This is a genomic window from Trinickia fusca (assembly GCF_003628145.1).
Taxonomy (GTDB): Bacteria; Pseudomonadota; Gammaproteobacteria; order Burkholderiales; family Burkholderiaceae; genus Trinickia; species Trinickia fusca.
Genome location: NZ_RBZV01000012.1, coordinates 90,346 through 106,639 on the forward strand (window position 1 = coordinate 90,346; position 16,294 = coordinate 106,639).

15 protein-coding genes are annotated in these 16,294 nt (G+C 63.6%); 1 reads left to right on the plus strand and 14 read right to left on the minus strand.

Going from position 1 to position 16,294, the window contains the following annotated elements; translation table 11 throughout:
- Positions 1-239: 239 nt before the first annotated feature.
- Together D7S89_RS22120 and D7S89_RS22125 are read right to left on the minus strand one after the other, a co-directional pair.
- Positions 240-830 carry a carbapenem self-resistance protein CarG family protein gene (locus tag D7S89_RS22120; RefSeq protein WP_147426734.1) on the minus strand — a complete coding sequence of 197 codons (591 nt, stop codon included), beginning with the start codon at positions 828-830 and terminating at the stop codon, positions 240-242.
- 133 nt (positions 831-963) lie between these two features.
- On the minus strand, positions 964-1,464 hold the full coding sequence (locus D7S89_RS22125; protein ID WP_121281008.1) for a P-loop NTPase family protein: 501 nt from the start codon (positions 1,462-1,464) through the stop codon (positions 964-966).
- A gap of 194 nt (positions 1,465-1,658) precedes the next feature.
- Here D7S89_RS22125 and D7S89_RS22135 point away from each other — a divergent pair, with 194 nt between their 5' ends.
- The gene (locus tag D7S89_RS22135) at positions 1,659-2,786 is read left to right on the plus strand and encodes a bactofilin family protein (protein ID WP_245983143.1); all 1,128 of its coding nucleotides are present in this window, start codon (positions 1,659-1,661) and stop codon (positions 2,784-2,786) included.
- Between the two features lie 86 nt (positions 2,787-2,872).
- Here D7S89_RS22135 and D7S89_RS22140 read toward each other — a convergent pair whose 3' ends face one another.
- The 12 genes from D7S89_RS22140 to pilO2 form a co-directional block, all read right to left on the minus strand.
- Entirely contained in the window at positions 2,873-3,328 is a 456-nt protein-coding gene (locus D7S89_RS22140) for a hypothetical protein (protein WP_245983145.1), read from the minus strand.
- Between the two features lie 30 nt (positions 3,329-3,358).
- Complete coding sequence (locus D7S89_RS22145; RefSeq protein ID WP_147426735.1) at positions 3,359-4,777, minus strand: secretin N-terminal domain-containing protein; 1,419 nt, start codon at positions 4,775-4,777, stop codon at positions 3,359-3,361.
- A gap of 34 nt (positions 4,778-4,811) precedes the next feature.
- Positions 4,812-5,645, minus strand: coding sequence for a response regulator transcription factor (locus tag D7S89_RS22150; RefSeq protein WP_121281011.1), 834 nt, complete (start codon positions 5,643-5,645; stop codon positions 4,812-4,814).
- On the minus strand, positions 5,642-6,781 hold the full coding sequence (locus D7S89_RS22155) for a sensor histidine kinase (RefSeq protein ID WP_121281071.1): 1,140 nt from the start codon (positions 6,779-6,781) through the stop codon (positions 5,642-5,644). Before D7S89_RS22155 ends, D7S89_RS22150 begins: the two co-directional genes overlap by 4 nt.
- Before the next feature lie 38 nt (positions 6,782-6,819).
- Positions 6,820-8,541 carry a type III secretion system outer membrane ring subunit SctC gene (gene sctC, locus D7S89_RS22160; RefSeq protein WP_121281072.1) on the minus strand — a complete coding sequence of 574 codons (1,722 nt, stop codon included), beginning with the start codon at positions 8,539-8,541 and terminating at the stop codon, positions 6,820-6,822.
- A 130-nt stretch (positions 8,542-8,671) separates the two neighbouring features.
- Entirely contained in the window at positions 8,672-10,414 is a 1,743-nt protein-coding gene (locus D7S89_RS22165; RefSeq protein WP_121281012.1) for a prepilin-type N-terminal cleavage/methylation domain-containing protein, read from the minus strand.
- Positions 10,415-10,429: 15 nt separating this feature from the next.
- A complete protein-coding gene (gene pilM / locus D7S89_RS22170; RefSeq protein WP_121281013.1) occupies positions 10,430-10,897 on the minus strand; it encodes a type IV pilus biogenesis protein PilM in 468 nt (155 codons plus the stop codon).
- Between the two features lie 47 nt (positions 10,898-10,944).
- The gene (locus tag D7S89_RS22175; RefSeq protein WP_121281014.1) at positions 10,945-11,481 is read right to left on the minus strand and encodes a type 4 pilus major pilin; all 537 of its coding nucleotides are present in this window, start codon (positions 11,479-11,481) and stop codon (positions 10,945-10,947) included.
- 62 nt (positions 11,482-11,543) lie between these two features.
- Positions 11,544-12,653, minus strand: a complete 1,110-nt coding sequence (locus tag D7S89_RS22180) for a type II secretion system F family protein (RefSeq protein WP_121281015.1) — start codon at positions 12,651-12,653, stop codon at positions 11,544-11,546.
- Positions 12,640-14,205 carry a GspE/PulE family protein gene (locus D7S89_RS22185; RefSeq protein ID WP_121281073.1) on the minus strand — a complete coding sequence of 522 codons (1,566 nt, stop codon included), beginning with the start codon at positions 14,203-14,205 and terminating at the stop codon, positions 12,640-12,642. Before D7S89_RS22185 ends, D7S89_RS22180 begins: the two co-directional genes overlap by 14 nt.
- 110 nt (positions 14,206-14,315) lie before the next feature.
- Positions 14,316-14,960 (minus strand): type IV pilus biogenesis protein PilP, encoded by a 645-nt coding sequence (locus tag D7S89_RS22190; RefSeq protein ID WP_147426736.1) that lies wholly within the window; start codon positions 14,958-14,960, stop codon positions 14,316-14,318.
- Positions 14,950-16,269 (minus strand): type 4b pilus protein PilO2, encoded by a 1,320-nt coding sequence (gene pilO2, locus D7S89_RS22195; RefSeq protein ID WP_121281074.1) that lies wholly within the window; start codon positions 16,267-16,269, stop codon positions 14,950-14,952. Before pilO2 ends, D7S89_RS22190 begins: the two co-directional genes overlap by 11 nt.
- Positions 16,270-16,294 lie beyond the last annotated feature (25 nt).

Sequence of the window (16,294 nt, forward strand, 5' to 3'; positions counted from 1 at the left end):
GAAGCTAGTCGAAGGTCGACGCCATCGGATGGCCACGGTTCGGTTTCCTGTGGGGTTGTAGATCAAAGCGAGTGTAGCGAGTTGCAAATAAAAAGGCGGTAAAAACGGTGGGATTCGGTACTAAGGTGGTGTGATGCGTCGCTCGTAGGACGCAATCAATTTATAGGGACCCGAAGCGGTCAGTCTGCTTCCGTAAGACGTAGACGTTCCTACAAGCCGAGGAACTACCTGGCGCGAGTTCATTCTTTGCCATCGATACGCGAACCGCTTGAGAGCCCAAGTCGGAGCTCCCGGTCGAGCGCAATATTCACGTCACAGTACTGTTCCCTCGCCATCACGGATTTCTGCCACTTGAAATAGAGTTTCGGCCACCCGGGCACTTCGTCTGAGTTCTCGGTCAGCTCGTAGTAATCAAACCGCACGTTTGCAGGGTCTGCGAAGCTTGCACCCGCGTCTCTCGTAGCGGTGACCAACTGCGTCGACTTCCCTTCGGCGGACGTGAGGAGTCGAAAGTCACGCAGCTGACAATCCGCCCCACCACCAGCTACGAAATTAAGGCGCTCGGGGTTCCCCGCCTCGCGATCAAAGATAGGCACGATGTTCCACGATCCGTTGCCACTGCCACTAGTCTCTTTGACGAACATGGAAATGACATCAAAGCCATGTGCGTTGAAATTCTCGCGCCAAGCACGAACGACCATCGCTGGCTGGCCATGCAACTCAACTTGATTGATGCCGTTGTCGACAGGAATCACCCGGGGCATGCTTTGTGCCGCAGCATGACTCGAAATGCAGATCGGAACGGCTGCCAACGCCGCTAGAATTTTCATGGAGGTAACCGGACATTTTTGTGGAAAAATTGTCGGCGATTTTCGGACCGATGTCGAATGACGGCTTCTGGCCTGCCCACGCGAGCTCACAGGCTACCGCAGGATCACAGCAAGTGTCGTCACATCGCCTGAACTACGGGGCGCCCAAAAGGCTGGCAAAGCACGCTATCTCATCACGACTACAGAGGCGCTGCTTTTGGCCGGCAAATTCGTGGAAAATGCGGGCATGTGCCGTGTATGAGCTTGAACCATCCCGGCTTCTGTATGTTTCGGCCCAGTGTAGTAGCGCGGCGAACGATTCATCGTTTCCGTCGCGGCGAATCCCGCGTTGCCGAATATTGTTGGTGCATTCGGCCTCGCTAAGATCTAGCCAGATCAATGCGGTCGCGCCCGATTGAATCTCTGCGATCAGCCAGCCGTATATCCCCTCGATTACCCAACGATCATGGTTCGCCGCTTCGCGAGCAAGCCGAATCGCCTCTTCCCGTTGACGCGCGACGTTGAACCCTCCGGGTTGCCAGTGAATCAGGTCAAGATCGATCCAAGTTCCGTTGAGGCTGTCGGCGATACGCTCCGACAACCAACTTTTTCCCGCCCCCGAATTGCCGACAATAAGCGTTTTGGTGAGATCCATGCCGAGCCCCAGGTAAGAGATCGTGAATATTCTGCCTCACGCGTGGCCGCACTGGCCAGGCCGACGCTTCTTGTCGAAATCAAGGCGGTGGCTGCAACACGCACCGCTTGATCGGCACCCAAACATCGGGAATCGGCACTATGCTTCGAAAGCATGGAGGGCAAGGCTCTCCACCGCCCACAAGGAGCGCGATCATGAATCGGCTTGCGGTCATATCCATCGCATTGCTTCTCGCATTCACGAACTTGGCCTGCGCCGCCGAGCACGCAGGGCGTGGGTTCATCCGCGACATCGGCAACGATCATTTCGCCACGGGCAACAGCGTCGAAATCGAGCAGCCGGTAGCCGGCGATGCGATGGCTGCGGGAACGGCCGTCATCGTTTCGTCGAACGTAGCTGGCGATGTCGTTCTCACCGGCCGCGACCTTCTTATCGACGGCGATGCTGGTCAAAACCTCTACGCCGCGGGCAGCGAGGTGGTCGTGAATGGCGCCGTCGGCAGGAATGCACGCCTTGCCGGCGGCAGGATCGATATCGGGCGGCGCGCGCATATTGCCGGCAATGTCAGCGTTGCCGGAGGACGCATCAACGTGATCGGTGACGTCAAGGGTTACGTCGAAGCAGCAGGCGGCCGCATTTACATCGACGGCACGGTCGGCGGCGACGTAGAAGCAAGTGGACGCGAAGTGGCGCTCGGGCCGAACGCGCGCGTGACTGGCGCACTGCGCTACCGCAGCCCGAACCCCATAGAACAAGATCCACGCGCCGTCGTCAGTGGCGGCATCGAACGGCTGACGGCACAACGGCTTCATGCCCCTGCTCGAGCGATGCATCGAGTCGGGCGTTGGATTTGGACGATCGGCCTGATGCTTCTCGCCGCATTACTGGTTGCCACCATGCCCGGCGTTAGCTTGCGTGTATCCGAAACGCTCAGCCAGCGGTTCCTGCTGAGCCTGCTGCTGGCGTTCGTCGTGATCGTTTGCGCGCCTGTTGCCGCCATTGTGCTGCTCGTCACGGGAATCGGGGCGCCGCTAGGGATACTTGTCGTTCTTGCCTACCCGGCGCTAATGCTCATCGGCTACGTAAGCGCGGGTATCGCACTCGGCGATGCGATTGTGCGCCGCGTCCGTCCGACCGATGCGGCACTCAAGCGGCGGCGCACTGCCTATGCGGCGCTGGCAGTGCTGGCGCTTTCGCTCGTCCGATGGATTCCGTGGATTGGCGGCGTCATCACCGTCCTCGCGTTACTCGCAGGCGTGGGGGCATTCGTTCTTCAGGGATGGGCTGCGGCTTCCGGCCGCAAGGCAGCGGAAACGGCATGACCAGTTACCCTGTCGCTTGAGGGAATTCGATATAAACACGGCGCTGCATTAGCGTGCGGCCACCATGCCGCACGGCTCCAACACCTCTAATTCAGCTGCCTTGCTTTGTCCTTACTCGAAAGTTTGCGGAGCAATTCTGAAAGCCACCAGGGCACTATAACGGCCAACCAAAAGATCACACCTAACGTCATCGACCGGTGCGCGACCAAAGCGCTAATCGACGCAGCTAACAGCAGCGCGGCGACCATCCAAACTCCAACCGCGATCTTGAGCGCGAACTCCGCATACTTACCCCTTGACTTGCGCAGTGTCACTACGTCTTCGGTTGCGATGTAGACACTCAAGAACAGTGGTATCGCGAAACTGGCGCACCACATCGATAGTTGCAACGGGCGATCAAGTGCGCCAGTCACACCTGTGAGCGCCAATACAATCAACACGCAGAAACCGGCAGAACCAAGTGAATGCTTGTCGATCAATGCCTCGAGTGCGCTATTGGATCGCATTTGCCGTTTGACGGAAGGCTCTTTCAGCTCAGTCATCTTCTTTTCCAGACAAGGCGACGCGCCCCGTCACTGCTCCCCCACCACCGGAATCAACAACACCACCCGCGTCCGCGGCGACGCATCGCTGACCTCATTCCCCGTACTCCCATCGACCTCCGGCGCTACCCCATGCGCCGGCGCCGCCGCGATCAACACGGCCCGCTTCGACGCCACATCGACACGCACGCGCGACGCCGCCCCATCGCCAAGCGCGAACTGCGTATCGAGCGCCACGTGCGGCATATCGAGCGTGCCGTCGACGGTCGGCGTCACCACGAGCTTCACGCCTTCTGCCACATCGAGCAACGACGCATCGCTGCCCGCACCGCCCACGCCCTCGTTAGCGGCTGCGACCAGGGCCGATTCGCGACGATTCAGCTCGACGGTCGTGCCATCGACCGTCGTCGCATCCCGCTCGAGCTCCATCTTCGCGCGCCCTTCCGCCACGAACTCCTTCAGCTGCGCGGCAAGCGCCGTACCGTCGTCGTCGCTGTACGCAAAGCGAGGCGCAGGCGGCGTACCCGGCAGCGCGTACGCATCGGGCGCAGCATCGGCCACGGTACGCCATTGCAGCGGCAACGAAGCGAGCGCGTCGGGCTCCACGTCCGCGATATACGCAGCAACGCGCACGAGCTGCGGCTTCGTATCGTAGTCGCGGATCATCTGCGCATCGGCATCGAGCCGCTCGGGCCGATCGCGCACACGCACAGCATTGTGATCGACGTCGGCTTCGATCAATGGCAGCGGCGCTTCGTACTCGCGCGGCACGATGCCGTCGGCGAACGGCTTCTCATAGTTGGCAACGAAACGCTCGCGCAGACGCGTCACCACACCCGGCATCACCGATGGCACACCACCCACCGTCTCGTGACGATCGGTGACACGCGCAGTGGTCAACTGCACGACGCGCACCGCTGTCCGCACGCGCTCGCGTGCCGCACGCTCGAGCGCGCGCGCCGTCGCATCGACGCGCGCCACGTACGCGGGCGGCCCATGCACGACGACCGTGTGCGTCGCTTGATCGACCTGCGGCACGAAGCGCGTGTCGCTCGCCCCCGTGCTGGATAGTTGCGCGAGCAGCGAATCTGTCGTCGCGTAGTTGAGCCGCAGCGCCAGCGTACGGGCATCGGCTTGCGGCGCAACGTGCAGCACCATGCCGTCGTAGTACCAACTCACGCCATAGCTCGCGGCCATCGTCGAGAGAAACTGCTGCGGCGCCAGATTGAACCGGCCACTGACGGTGCCGTGCACATCGGGCGCGACGTCGATCGTCACATGCGCTTGCGCAGCCAGCGACGCCAGCGCATCGGCCAGCGGCGCGTTCGTCGCAACGTAGTCGACGCGCTCGGTCTGCCAAGGAATCGGCGCGGCCAGCGACGGCTGCGCCACACCGAGCGCCACAAGCAGCAAAGCCGGCCAGCCACGGGAAAGGAATCGATCGTTCATCGCTTGCGCTTTGTCAGGAAACTTTGTCAGGAAATCAGGAAGATTTGCGGGCCCATACCGACTCGAGCGTCGGCTCCGCCGACGGGCTCCAGGTCGGCGCGGAAGGCGACTCACCGGCCGGCATCGCCGAGGGCGAGTCGGCAGACGAAGCGTCGTCGGTTGGGCTGCCGAGGTTCAGGCGATAGCCGGTCGCGTAGACCGATTGGATCGTCCAGCCGACGCCGGCCGTCTTCAGGTTCGTGCGCACGCGGCTCACGTACATGTCGACCGAGCGCGTTTGCACGTTTGCGTCCCAGCCCCATACGACGCTGAGCAAATCCTGCCGCTGGACGACCGTGCCCGCATGCGTCGCGAGATGCCACAGGATGTCGAACTCTTTCGTGCCGAGCGCGTGCGTGGCGCCGTTCGCGACGAGCGCCTGCTTGCCGCGATCGAGCACGCACTCGCCGACGATCATCTTGCGGCCGTCGACGTTCGATGCACTCGCGCGCCGCAGCACCGCACGCATGCGCGCGAGCAGCACGCTGCGGTCGATCGGCTTGACGAGAAAGTCGTCGGCACCCGTATCGAGGATCTTCGCAATGTCGGCTTCCGACGAATGCACGGTCTGAAAGATGACGGGCACCGACGAGCGCGAGCGCCCGCGCACGAACGACAGCAACTGCTCGCCGGTCACGCCGGGTACGTCCCAGTCGAGCAGCAACAGATCGGCCCATTGTTCGGCCAGATGATTGCGCGCCTCGAGGCCGTCATGAAACGAGGTCACCTGGTATCCCTCGGCTTTGAGCCACGAGACGAGCATCGCGTGCTGCGCCGGATCGTCCTCGACGACGAGCACGCGAACCGGTTTTCCTGCCACTTGCATCATTTCAATGCTCCTGCTGCAAACGCGCGCACCGAATCGCGCACGGTGTCGAGCTGTCCCTCGCCCTGCGCAGCCAAGCGTTGCCGCGCAAGGCACGGCAGGCGCATGACGAACGTAGTGCCGCCATCCTCGTTGATCTCGGCGTGCAGCGTGCCGCCATGCAGCGATACGATGCGCGTCGCGAGCTTCAAGCCGAGCCCGAAGCCCTTGGACGTCTTCTGCGAAAGTTCGTCGAAGTCCTCGATGCGCTCCTTCTGGTGCAGGCCTGGCAGACCGCCGGCCGCATCCTTCACGCCGATCTCGACTTCGGCATCGACCTGCTTGAACGAGATCGCGACCGTCGAGCCCGCCGCGGACGCCTGAATCGCGTTGTCGACGAGGTTCTGCAACGCACGCGCCACGAACGGACGCAAGCCGTTGATCCAGACGGGCCGCTCGTCGGGCAGCCACAAGCGCAGCGACACGCCGCGATAGACGGCCGCCACCTCGAGCTGAGGCACGAGTTCGCGCAGCGTCGCGCGCAGATCGAAGCGCGAGAAGTCGCGCCGTTGCAGGTTGCCGACGACCGATGAGAACAAGAAGTTCTCGCCAAGCGACAGCGCGTAGCGCGCGAGCTCGCCGATCTGCTTCATGCCGCCGCACTGCGCAAACGTCGCCGCATCGATCTCCTGCAGCTGCGTGAGCGCGACGATCGAATTCAACGGCGAGCGCAAGTCGTGCGACAGAAAGCGTAGCGACGCGATGCGCTCGTCGAGCGCGCGATGCAGCGGCGTGATGTCGACGATGGCGACCGACGCGGCCACGCAGTTCGCGTCGCGCTCATCGTGCTCGACACGCGTGAGCTTGAGCCAGCACCACGTGCCGTCGATCTCGACTTCGCGTCCCTGCTCGAGCGCCGTGTACGGCTCGGCGCCATCGCGCAGGCAAAAGCCGAACACATGTTCCAGCGCCGTGCCGACCGGAATCGGTGTCCCGAGCATCGCCACGGCGCGCGCGCTCGCTGCGACGACGCGGCCGTCGGGCGCAAGCGCGACGGTGCCCCACGGCTGCGCATCGAGCATCGACTGAAGCTGCTTGATGCCGACGCTCACCTGCGCGTCGTGCGGCGCCGGGGCGTGAGCATATCGAAGTGATTCCATTTGCGTACCTCGCGAGATGCGCTTGCTAGCGAGCGCGATCAAGGTTCGACGATGCGCGGCGTCAACAGGAACAGGCGTTCCATGTGACTGTCGTTGTTGCTCGCCGTCTTGAACAGATTGCCGATCACCGGGATCTTCGACAGCCCCGGCACGCCTGCCACGCCGTTTTTCCGATTGTCGACGCGATAGCCGGCCACGAGCAGCGCCTGGCCTTGCTTGATGAACGCCGACGTGTTGATGTCCGAGCTCGTGATGACGGGCAGATTACCGACGGTCTGGTCGGTTACCTCGCCGTCTTCGATCGACACGTCGAGCTTGATCTGCGTCGAGCCGTTCTCTTCCACGATCATCGGCAGCACACGCAGCGACACGCCCGTCGACACCGAATACAAATCGGCCGACGTGTAGCCCGACACCGGCACGAAGAAGCGCGTCTTGTTCGCCATCACCGCTTCCAGGTTGTTCAGCGTCGTGACCTTCGGGCTGGAGTCGATCTTGGCGCGGTTCGTCTGTGTGAGCGCGTCGATGCGCGTCATCAGGTAGCGGCCCGCGTCGCCGAGCACGGCCGCCATCGACAAGCCCGTCGGCGACACGGGCACCGGCGTTTGCAGCGTGCCGTTCAGCGACGTCGTGCCGAATGTCTGCGTGAGCGTGCCGTTATAGGTGTTCTGCGGGAGCACGCCGCCGCCGGTCTGGATGTCGACGTGACTGTTGTGCGCGGTCCAGTCGACGCCGAGCTGTTGCAGCGCGTTGTCGTCGACTTCGATAATGTGCGCCTCGATCTCGATGAGCTGGGGCTTCACATCGAGCCGCTCGAGCAGATCGGGGTACTGATACATGCGATCGGGCAGATCGCGTACGAGCACCGAGTTCGTGCGCGGGTCCGCCTGAATGACGGGCAGCGAGTCGTCCTTCGAGCCGCTCGCTTGATCGTTGTCTTGTGCGGGCGCGTTGTTCGCAGCCTGCGCGATGCCCTGGCTCGGCTGGCCCGACAAGCCGCCGAGCGGCCCGGTGGCCTGCGGCAGCGGTGGCAGCGGCGGCGTGCCGGGCTTGCTGTTGTAGCCGCCTGAGGCCGAGCCGGCCACATCGCTCATGGACTTGGACCTCATGACACCGGCAGCAGCAGCCGCACCATTGGCGGCGCCCCCCATACTCTGCGAAGGCGGGTGATACATGCTATTGAGCAGCGAGGCGACGCCCGCGAGCGTCACCTGCTGGCCGTCGACGTCGACCGTGCGATCCACGGCCCACGCGTGACGCAGCGGGTACACGCGGATCTCGGTGCCCGAACGGCGCGACGCGTTCTTGTCGATGCGATCGGCCACGCTCGTCACCATCTGCACGTAGCTGGGCGGGCCATTCACGATGACGGCGCCCTGCGAATCGTCGTAGATCAGCGGGAAGCGGTTGTCGGCCACGCCGAGCTGCGTCAACGTGCGACGCAGTTGTTCGGCCGACGCGCTGTCGAGCTTGAGCAGCGAGTTCTTCATCTCGGCCGGCATCACGATGTCGAGCACCTGGCCGTCGTAATACCAGACGAAGCCGAACGTCGAGGCCAGCGTGTCGAGAAAGCGCTGCGGCGGCATGTTGAAGCGACCGCTCACGGTACCCGCCACCTCGCCGCCGATGTTGGCGGGAATGCCCTGGCTGGCGGCGAAATCGCGCAGCACGTCCTTGACGTCCTTGCCCTCGGCCGAGTACGCGATGCTGCTCGTTTTCCAGTGCACCGCCGTCGCGAACGACGCAGGCGCGGCGCACATGAGCGCGACGACGAGCGCCGCGAGCCACGCGCTGCGCGCATGGAACGGCGAGCGCAATCGATGGCGGCGGAATGATTCGTCTTGACGATGGTTACGCACGGCTGTAACTCCGAATAGCGCGGGTGAGCGGTTAATAGAAAGAGTTGATCGTCCAGCCGGCCGCGACCGGCGTGGTTTGGATGAGGTCGCCCTTTGGACCGCAGTAATTGGTCTCGTAGGGCGTCTTCAAGCCGTTGTAGTTGGCCCAGTCCGTCTGGATCACGATGTTGTAGCCGCCCTGGTTGGCCGGCGCGGCCTGGGTGACGTTCTCGTTGATGCCAGCCGAGTCGTCGGTGATCGTCGGCGACTGCGACTGACTGTTGCCGATGACGTGGCCGGTGTCGTTGTCCGTGATCGTCACGTACAGCGCGACTTGACCCATGTTGTGGAAGTTGTTCTGGCCGGAGCGGCAGATCTCGTCGTACATGTGCGCCCACGCGGCCACCGAAATGATGCCGGGCTTCGCGAGCATGACCTTGCGCGTCACCTTATAGCTGTAGTTGCCTGCAGCCGCGTCGTAGCTTGGGTTGTCGCCATTCGGGTAGGGACCCGAGTATCGGTACGAGCATTTGTCGTAGTCATGGGCGCCTGGATTGCCCATGATGATGACGCAGTCCGCGTCACTGCCGTACGGATTGATCTGCGACTGGTTCTCCCATTTGCCGTTCTGACACGACAGCACTTCGCCGGCCGCATTCATCGAAACCTTCCCGGTCGCGGAGGTTACCTTCGAATCGTCCGCGCACGACGTGCCGATCACGTTTTGCTGCGTCAGATCGAGCCGGCTTGCGACGAGCAACGAATCGCCGATGACGAGGTTGTTGTTGTTGTCGAGGATCAGCGAGTGCCATGCCGTGCCCGTGTATTCCCAGGGTATGCCCGTGTCGAGCGCGAGCGCCACGTCGCCTTGCTGCGGATTGCTCAGCGACGAAAGATTGCTGGAGGAAGCCACGGGATCACGCCAGTACGACGAGCCCGCGAACTGCCACGTGCCACTGCTTTGGCACGAGAGCACACGACCATTCGCGTCGGACGTAATCTTGCCTACCGAGTTCGGAAGACCCGGCTTGCAGTCCTCATCGCTCGATCCTTCGACGTGCGCGACCGAATCGTGCAAATAGATCGGCGCATGCATCGTGTTCGCATCGGCATAGCCGGGCACGCGGACGCGGTAGAGGAAGTCGGCGTTCTGATTGCCGGGGCCCGTCGTGAACACCTCGCTGACGAGATGGCCGACGCCCGTCGCCTGACCACTGCAATTCGCACCCGATGTATCGGGCGCGGCATTGATCCACGCGCCGTACGCGCCGTATGCCGCACCGTTCGCATTGGCCGCACCGGCACCGTTCTTCGACGGAATCGAGCCACCGCCCTGCCCGGCGTTCGCGGCGATGTAGCCGAGCTCGAGATCGGGAATCGTCTGCCCGCCTTCGGTCACGAGCAGCGCATCGAGTCCGCCCGTCGCCTGTGCAGTGACAAGCAGGCAAGGCGATTGGCCATAAGCGTTCGCGCCTTGAATGCTCGCCGGCAAATAGCTGGCAAGCTGGATTGCGCCGACGGCGGCGCGCAACGGCACGACGACAGGCCGGGCTGCCGTCGCGGCCGCCTGCGAGGCGAGCGTCGCGTAGTTGGCCTGCACTAGCTGCATGGCCGCGTTCGCGAGCTGTGCTTGGTACTGCGCGGCTTGCTGATCGCGGAGGTTCTTCATCGACGTGTTGATCAGCATCGACAAGCCCGCGAACATCAGCGCGGCGATGAACAATGCCGCCAATGCTTCGACGAGTGTGATGCCGCGTTGACGCGAACGAGCGGCGAAGGAGCGCGAGCGATGCATGGACGCGTTTCTCCCTTAGCCCGGATAGACTTGAGCGAGCCACACCGGCATCCCGTTCGGGATCGATGCGGCGATGGCGGCAGGCAGCGGGATCGCCACCGACGGATTGCCGGGCGGCACTTCGTTGCCGTTCTGTGCGCTGCCCGCGAACACCGAGCCTTGCGCAAGGCGTGCGATGTCGACGACGAGCTCGGGCGAGACGGGGCTGGTCGGGTAGACGATGACGGTGTTGCCCTGTACGTAGTTCTGCCACAACGCGTTCGGTGCATAGTGCGCCGAGCTCGGCAGCTGGTTCGCGCTCACGCGGCCCTGAAACGACGGATGCGCGAGCACGTAGTCGATGACCGACTGACGGTACTCGGCCATGTTCAGCGCGAGCGACTGCGTCGAGGCGCGATAGGCGCTCATCATCTGCTCAGCGCCGAACGTCTCGTAGCCGGCGATCAGCATCGCCATCACCGCGAAGATCGCGAACACGTACATGAAAAGTCTCCGGGGATGCGGGGCCGAATGGCCCCGCGTTTGCGCGTTTAGTTCGACGTCCAGATGATCGTATTCGTCGCGGCACACGCCTTCTTCGCCTGAACAGGCGTAATTGGCGGCTGAATAGCCGCGTTACCGCCGACTGCAACGCCCAGCCAGCCCTCCGTCGTCGACGTCAGCGAGTTGATGCAGACGTCTTCCGGAACGGCGGTGTAGGTGATGGCGAACTGGCCAGCCGTGGTAGCGTTGCCGGCCACAGTCACTGAGCCGCCCCAGGCGTTAGTCACGTCGCCCTTGGTGTCGACGGTCAACGATTGCGGAAAGCCCTTCGCGCTCGCAAGCGCAGTCGTGAAATCGGCTCCACCGTAGTTACCTTGCGTCGTCATAAACAGCTTGCGCGATGCCGTCTGCTCGGCCGACAGCTCCGAATTGAGTTGATTCGAATTCGCGCTACTGAACGCACTATTGAGCAGCGCAATCGCCCCGATCACAACGATCGCGGCGATACCCAGATAAGCGATACCCTCAAGCAGCGAAGCACCCTTTTGCAAACGGCGAAGCGGTTGATGTTGCCGAGTTTTCATGATTTCGTCCCCCAATTAACGAATAGATCCAGCGTTGAATTCCAGCGTTTGATGACCAGCGTTTACCTGAACGTGCGCGTGACTGCCGCGATTTCCTGCTGAATGCCGAAGAAGCCTGTGATGAGCCAACAGATGACGAGCGCGAGCATCACGATCGCGAAACCGTTGAGCACGCGCATGTGCGTGGCAATCGTTTCGACGCCATCCTCGAGCCATTCGTCGGCGATCGTCTTCAGCGCTTCCGAAAAGCCGTTGTATTCCGAGTACACGCACAGATCGTCGACGATCTCCTGCGACGGAAACCGGTAGCCGGCGTTGCGCATCGCCTCGCCCGCGTTGAGACCCGACTTCACGCCGAACAGCGTGTCGTCGATGCGTAGACGCAGCCACGGCCGCGCGTTGGCCGCCAGCCGCAGCAGCGACTTCTCGACCGTGAAGCCCGACGCCTGCAGCGAGGCAAACGCCATCAGGAAACCACTCCCCACGACGAGGCGATAGATCGAATACGGCGGCACGCGATCGAGCCACGTGCGCAGCCGGCCGTTCCAGTTCGGCATCGACCAGGCCACGAGCGCGATCAGCACGAGGCACACGGCTACGCAGGGCAAGAGCCAGTGCTCGACGAAGCCCGACAGCAGATACAGCGAACGTGCCGCCCCCTGCCAGTGCTCGGGATCGGCGAACTGTGCGAACCGTGGAATCACGCGCGTGCCGAACAGATAGACGTAGCAGACGATCATCGCGAGCACCATCGACGGATATGCAACGCCGCCGACGATCGATCTGCGGATTTTGCGGCTCGACAACACCACGCCGGCCACCGACAGCAGCGCCGCCTCGATGCGGCCCGACTGCTCGCCGGCCAGGATGATCATCTGCTCCGATTCGGGCACCCATCCCACCATGCCTTCTGCCAGCATGCCGCCGTTCTGCACCGCATGGCGCCAATCGCCGAGCACGATCGCGAGCGGCTCCTTCGGCTTGCGCCCGTTATGCGACGCGCGCATCTCGAGCTCTTCGAGCACCTTCAGCAGCGGCAGCCCGTTCGACAGCATCTTGCTGATCTTGCGATACAGGCGCAGCCGCTCGTTCGCGTTGAGATGCAGCTTGGCCCAGGCCCGGTTCAAATCGGGCAGCGAGGCAGGCCAATGAACTAGATCAAGCCGCGCCATAGTCGACTCCGATCACGTTCGCCCCGAAGCCGCTGTACTCTTCCTGCTGGGTCAGGTGGCCGACGACACGCTCGGCCATCCGCGGATCGACGACGCCCTCGATGACTTTTTTGACCGCATGATCGACGACGGTCTGTCCGTCGAGATGACGCAACCAGTATGTAATCGCACCGGCCTTGTCGCCGTCGCGCAGCAGTGCGAAAAAGTGCGCGTCGGTGCGAATCACCTCGGCCACGACCGTCCGGCCGATCGTGCCGTGACCGCGGCAATGGTCGCAACCGTCGCCCGCGAGGCAGACGTCGCCGATGCGCGCCCCCGCCACGCGCTTGACGCGCCCCACGAGCGCCGCGTCGAGCTCGAGCGCGTGATCGGCAAAGCGCACCTTGCAATGCGGGCACAGCACTTTGACCAGACGCTGGCTGATGAGGCCCGTGATGACCGATTCGTCGGTCACCATGCGCAGCGGGAGGCCCAGATCGATCAGACGGTCGACGATCGCAATGGCGCTGTTCGCGTGCAACGTCGTCCACACCTGGTGGCCCGTCATCGAGGCGCGCAGCGCGCTTTGCGCCGAAGCACGGTCGCGGATCTCGCCGATCATGATCGTGTCGGGGTCGAGCCGCATCGCGTTCGCGATCGCTTCGGCGAACACGACCGAACGCGCCTCTTCGCCGAGCGCATTGATGACGGGCGTCTGCACGGCACCGGCAATCGGGTATTCGACGGGGTCTTCGACCGTGATCACATGGATCGTGCCGTCGGTATCCTTGATCTCGCTCGCGAGCACGCGTTGCAGCGTGGTCGATTTACCCGAGCCCGTCGGTCCGCTGATGATGTTCATCCCGATCGGCTGCGCTTTCAGGAAGTCGAGCGTTTCGGCTTGCGCGCTCGTAAAGCCGAGCCGCTCCAGATCGGTGGCGTCGCCCGCGTCGTTATAGAGCAGGCGCAGCACCATCACGCTGCCGTCGCTCGTCGGCGCCGTCGCGATACGCACGCCGAACAATTGGTCCGGCAGCTTGTCGCGATCACCGATCGCCGCGTCCTGGCGTTCGGTGGGCTTATACGTGTTGTCGGACACAGTGGCCATGGCCGCATACAGCGTCGCAAGCAGACGCTCGCCGTGCTCACGGGTCTGCTCGCGCACGCGCTGCAATTCGTTGTGCACGCGAAAGAAAATCTCGGTGTTGAAGCGATGCACACGAATGTGGATATCCGAGGCGCGTTCGCGACACGCTTGCGCGATGAGCTCCTTGGCCACCACCTGCATGGCCGTGTGATCGATCAGTTCTGCTCCCGCGCGGCGACGCTCGCGATAGGCACGGCTCACCACGTCGAGGCCGACCGGCGTCGGCCAATGCGCATGACGCAAGCGATCGAGCCGCGCGCGATACGACAGCACGAACGGGTTCATCTCCTGCCCTTCGGCAATCAAGAGCCGCCCATCGTCGAGCAGGCACAGGAACTTGCGCTCCTCCTCGCTCGCGGCCAGCTCGCCGCTCTCGCTGACGGTCTTCGTGTTCGCCAGGTCGACGGGCTCGGCAACGGGCCGCATGTCGCCATGCTTCGCCGCTAGTGAGCCGCGCGACGATTCGATACCGGTTCTAGCCGGGTGAAGCGGGACGGGGCCGGTCGGGCCGCCTTTGGCAAGCAGCATGCGCATGGTCAGTTCCTCGGCAAGGACATCGACGGCAAGGGAGGCACGCCGGCCACATCGCCGCCGGTCGAGCCCGAGAAAGACGATGCATCGCTCCACGTGGCGAGCATCGGCAGCTGCACCTTCGCGCCGCTGCGCGATTGCGCGTAGACGGCGTTGGACTTGATGGAAAGGATCTTCATGCCGTTCGGCAGCGTGTCGCCGGCCTTCACTTCGTACTGGCCTTCGTTGCGGCTCACTAGCGTCGCGTACAGCTTCGCGCCGATGCCTTCGACAGCGACCACGCGCACGTCCTCGGGGCCTGCGCCGCCGTTGAGGCGGCTCAGTTCGGCCGCGCGCTGCGCGATCTGCGTCTGTGTCTCGAGCTTCTTGAGCTCGGCCTTGAGCACGACGGTTTCGCCTTCGAGACGCGTGAGCGCCGCCACGGTCGCCGCGGCCTCGGGCGACGGCGGCAACGCATCGGCTTGCGCGGCCGGCGCCGGCTCAGCTGCATTGCCGGACGCATTGCCCGGCACCTTGGCCGCGGTGACCGCGGTCGGTTTGGCCGGTTGCGCCTGGCCAGGTTGAGTGGCTGCGTTGGCGAGCGTCCACGCAGAAGCGACGGCGAGCGCGACGACAAAATGAGGCAAGCGATGCATCGGGTTATTTCGCATAGATCTCTCCTTCCACCGACCAGTTGCCGTCGCGATACGACACCTTGTCGAGCCTGATTCCTGGTTGATCGAACAGCGTCTCGACGAGCGTCGGCGTGAGGCCGCCGAGATCGGCGGCGACATGCCACGTACGCCAATCGGGCGCTTTCGGATGCACCTCTTGCCCACCCGGCAGCGACTGCTCGAGCGTGTGCTTGAGCGACGAATCTTCGCGTTGCTGCACGACGTCGAGCTTCAATGCGATGCCGAGTGGCTGAAACGCATTGAGCAAACGCAGCCGCATGTTTCGCTCCGTTTCGAGCCGCTCCTCACCGGCGCCAGGCAGTGCAAGCGGCACCGTCAACACGGCGCGGTCACCACTGCCGTCGATCTGCGCACCGGGCAGGTCGGCCAGCAGATAGCCGACCGTCGAACCGTTGCGCGACCACACGTAGCTCGCATTCGCCGGCGAGCACGAGTATTCGTCAAGCTGCCAGCCGCCCGGGGACATTTCGCCGAACGCGCGTACACAGGCGCGTAGGAATGCGGCCGGCGTCGGCTGCGTCACCCAGGGATGCACGATCGCGGGCCCACCCGCACCGCCGGCGCCTTGACCGTTGGCCGCAGCACGTTGCCGCATCACCGCGACCATGCGTTCGAACTCCACCTCACGCTGGTGCTCGCGATACTTCATGTAGCCGAACGCGCCCCCCGTCACCAGCACGGCCGCCACGGCACACACGGCCAGCGGCATGGCGACGTTGCGCCGCGCCGATTGCAGCGCCCACCAACGTTGCACGCGCGCCTTGCCGTTGCGCTGCGGAAGCAGGTCATCGAGACCACGCTGATAGAAGTTGTGAAAGCCCAGGCTCTCGAGCTCGGCGTCGCCGATCACGACGTTCCAGCCGCCGAGGCCGTAATCGGCGATCAGGCGATCGAAGATTTCCTCGCGCGACCCGAGACAATCGCCGTTCGGCAGGAACAGGTTGTCGCGCACCGCGAAGTAGGCCCAGCGACCGTCGGGCAGCTTGAACGCGCCGAGCCAGTTCGGCGCCGGCTGTTGACGCCCGTCGTACTGCGCACCTTGCTTGGCGATCGCCTGGCTCACCATCGCGCCGAGCGAAAGGAGCCCCGGCTGCACGCCGTCGCGCGAGCTCGCGAAGCCGGCTTCGGCCACGTCGCGCTCGATGCGCACGATCAGCAGGTCGAAGTTCAGCTTCTGCGCGAGCTCGAGCGCCTCTTTGCGCAACTCGCGGCGACGCGACAGCGACTGCCAGAACAGTCCGCTGACGAAGCGTTGACGGCCGATTTGAACGATGGAGTTCGACATGGTCGAGATCTCGTCGGAACGTGCC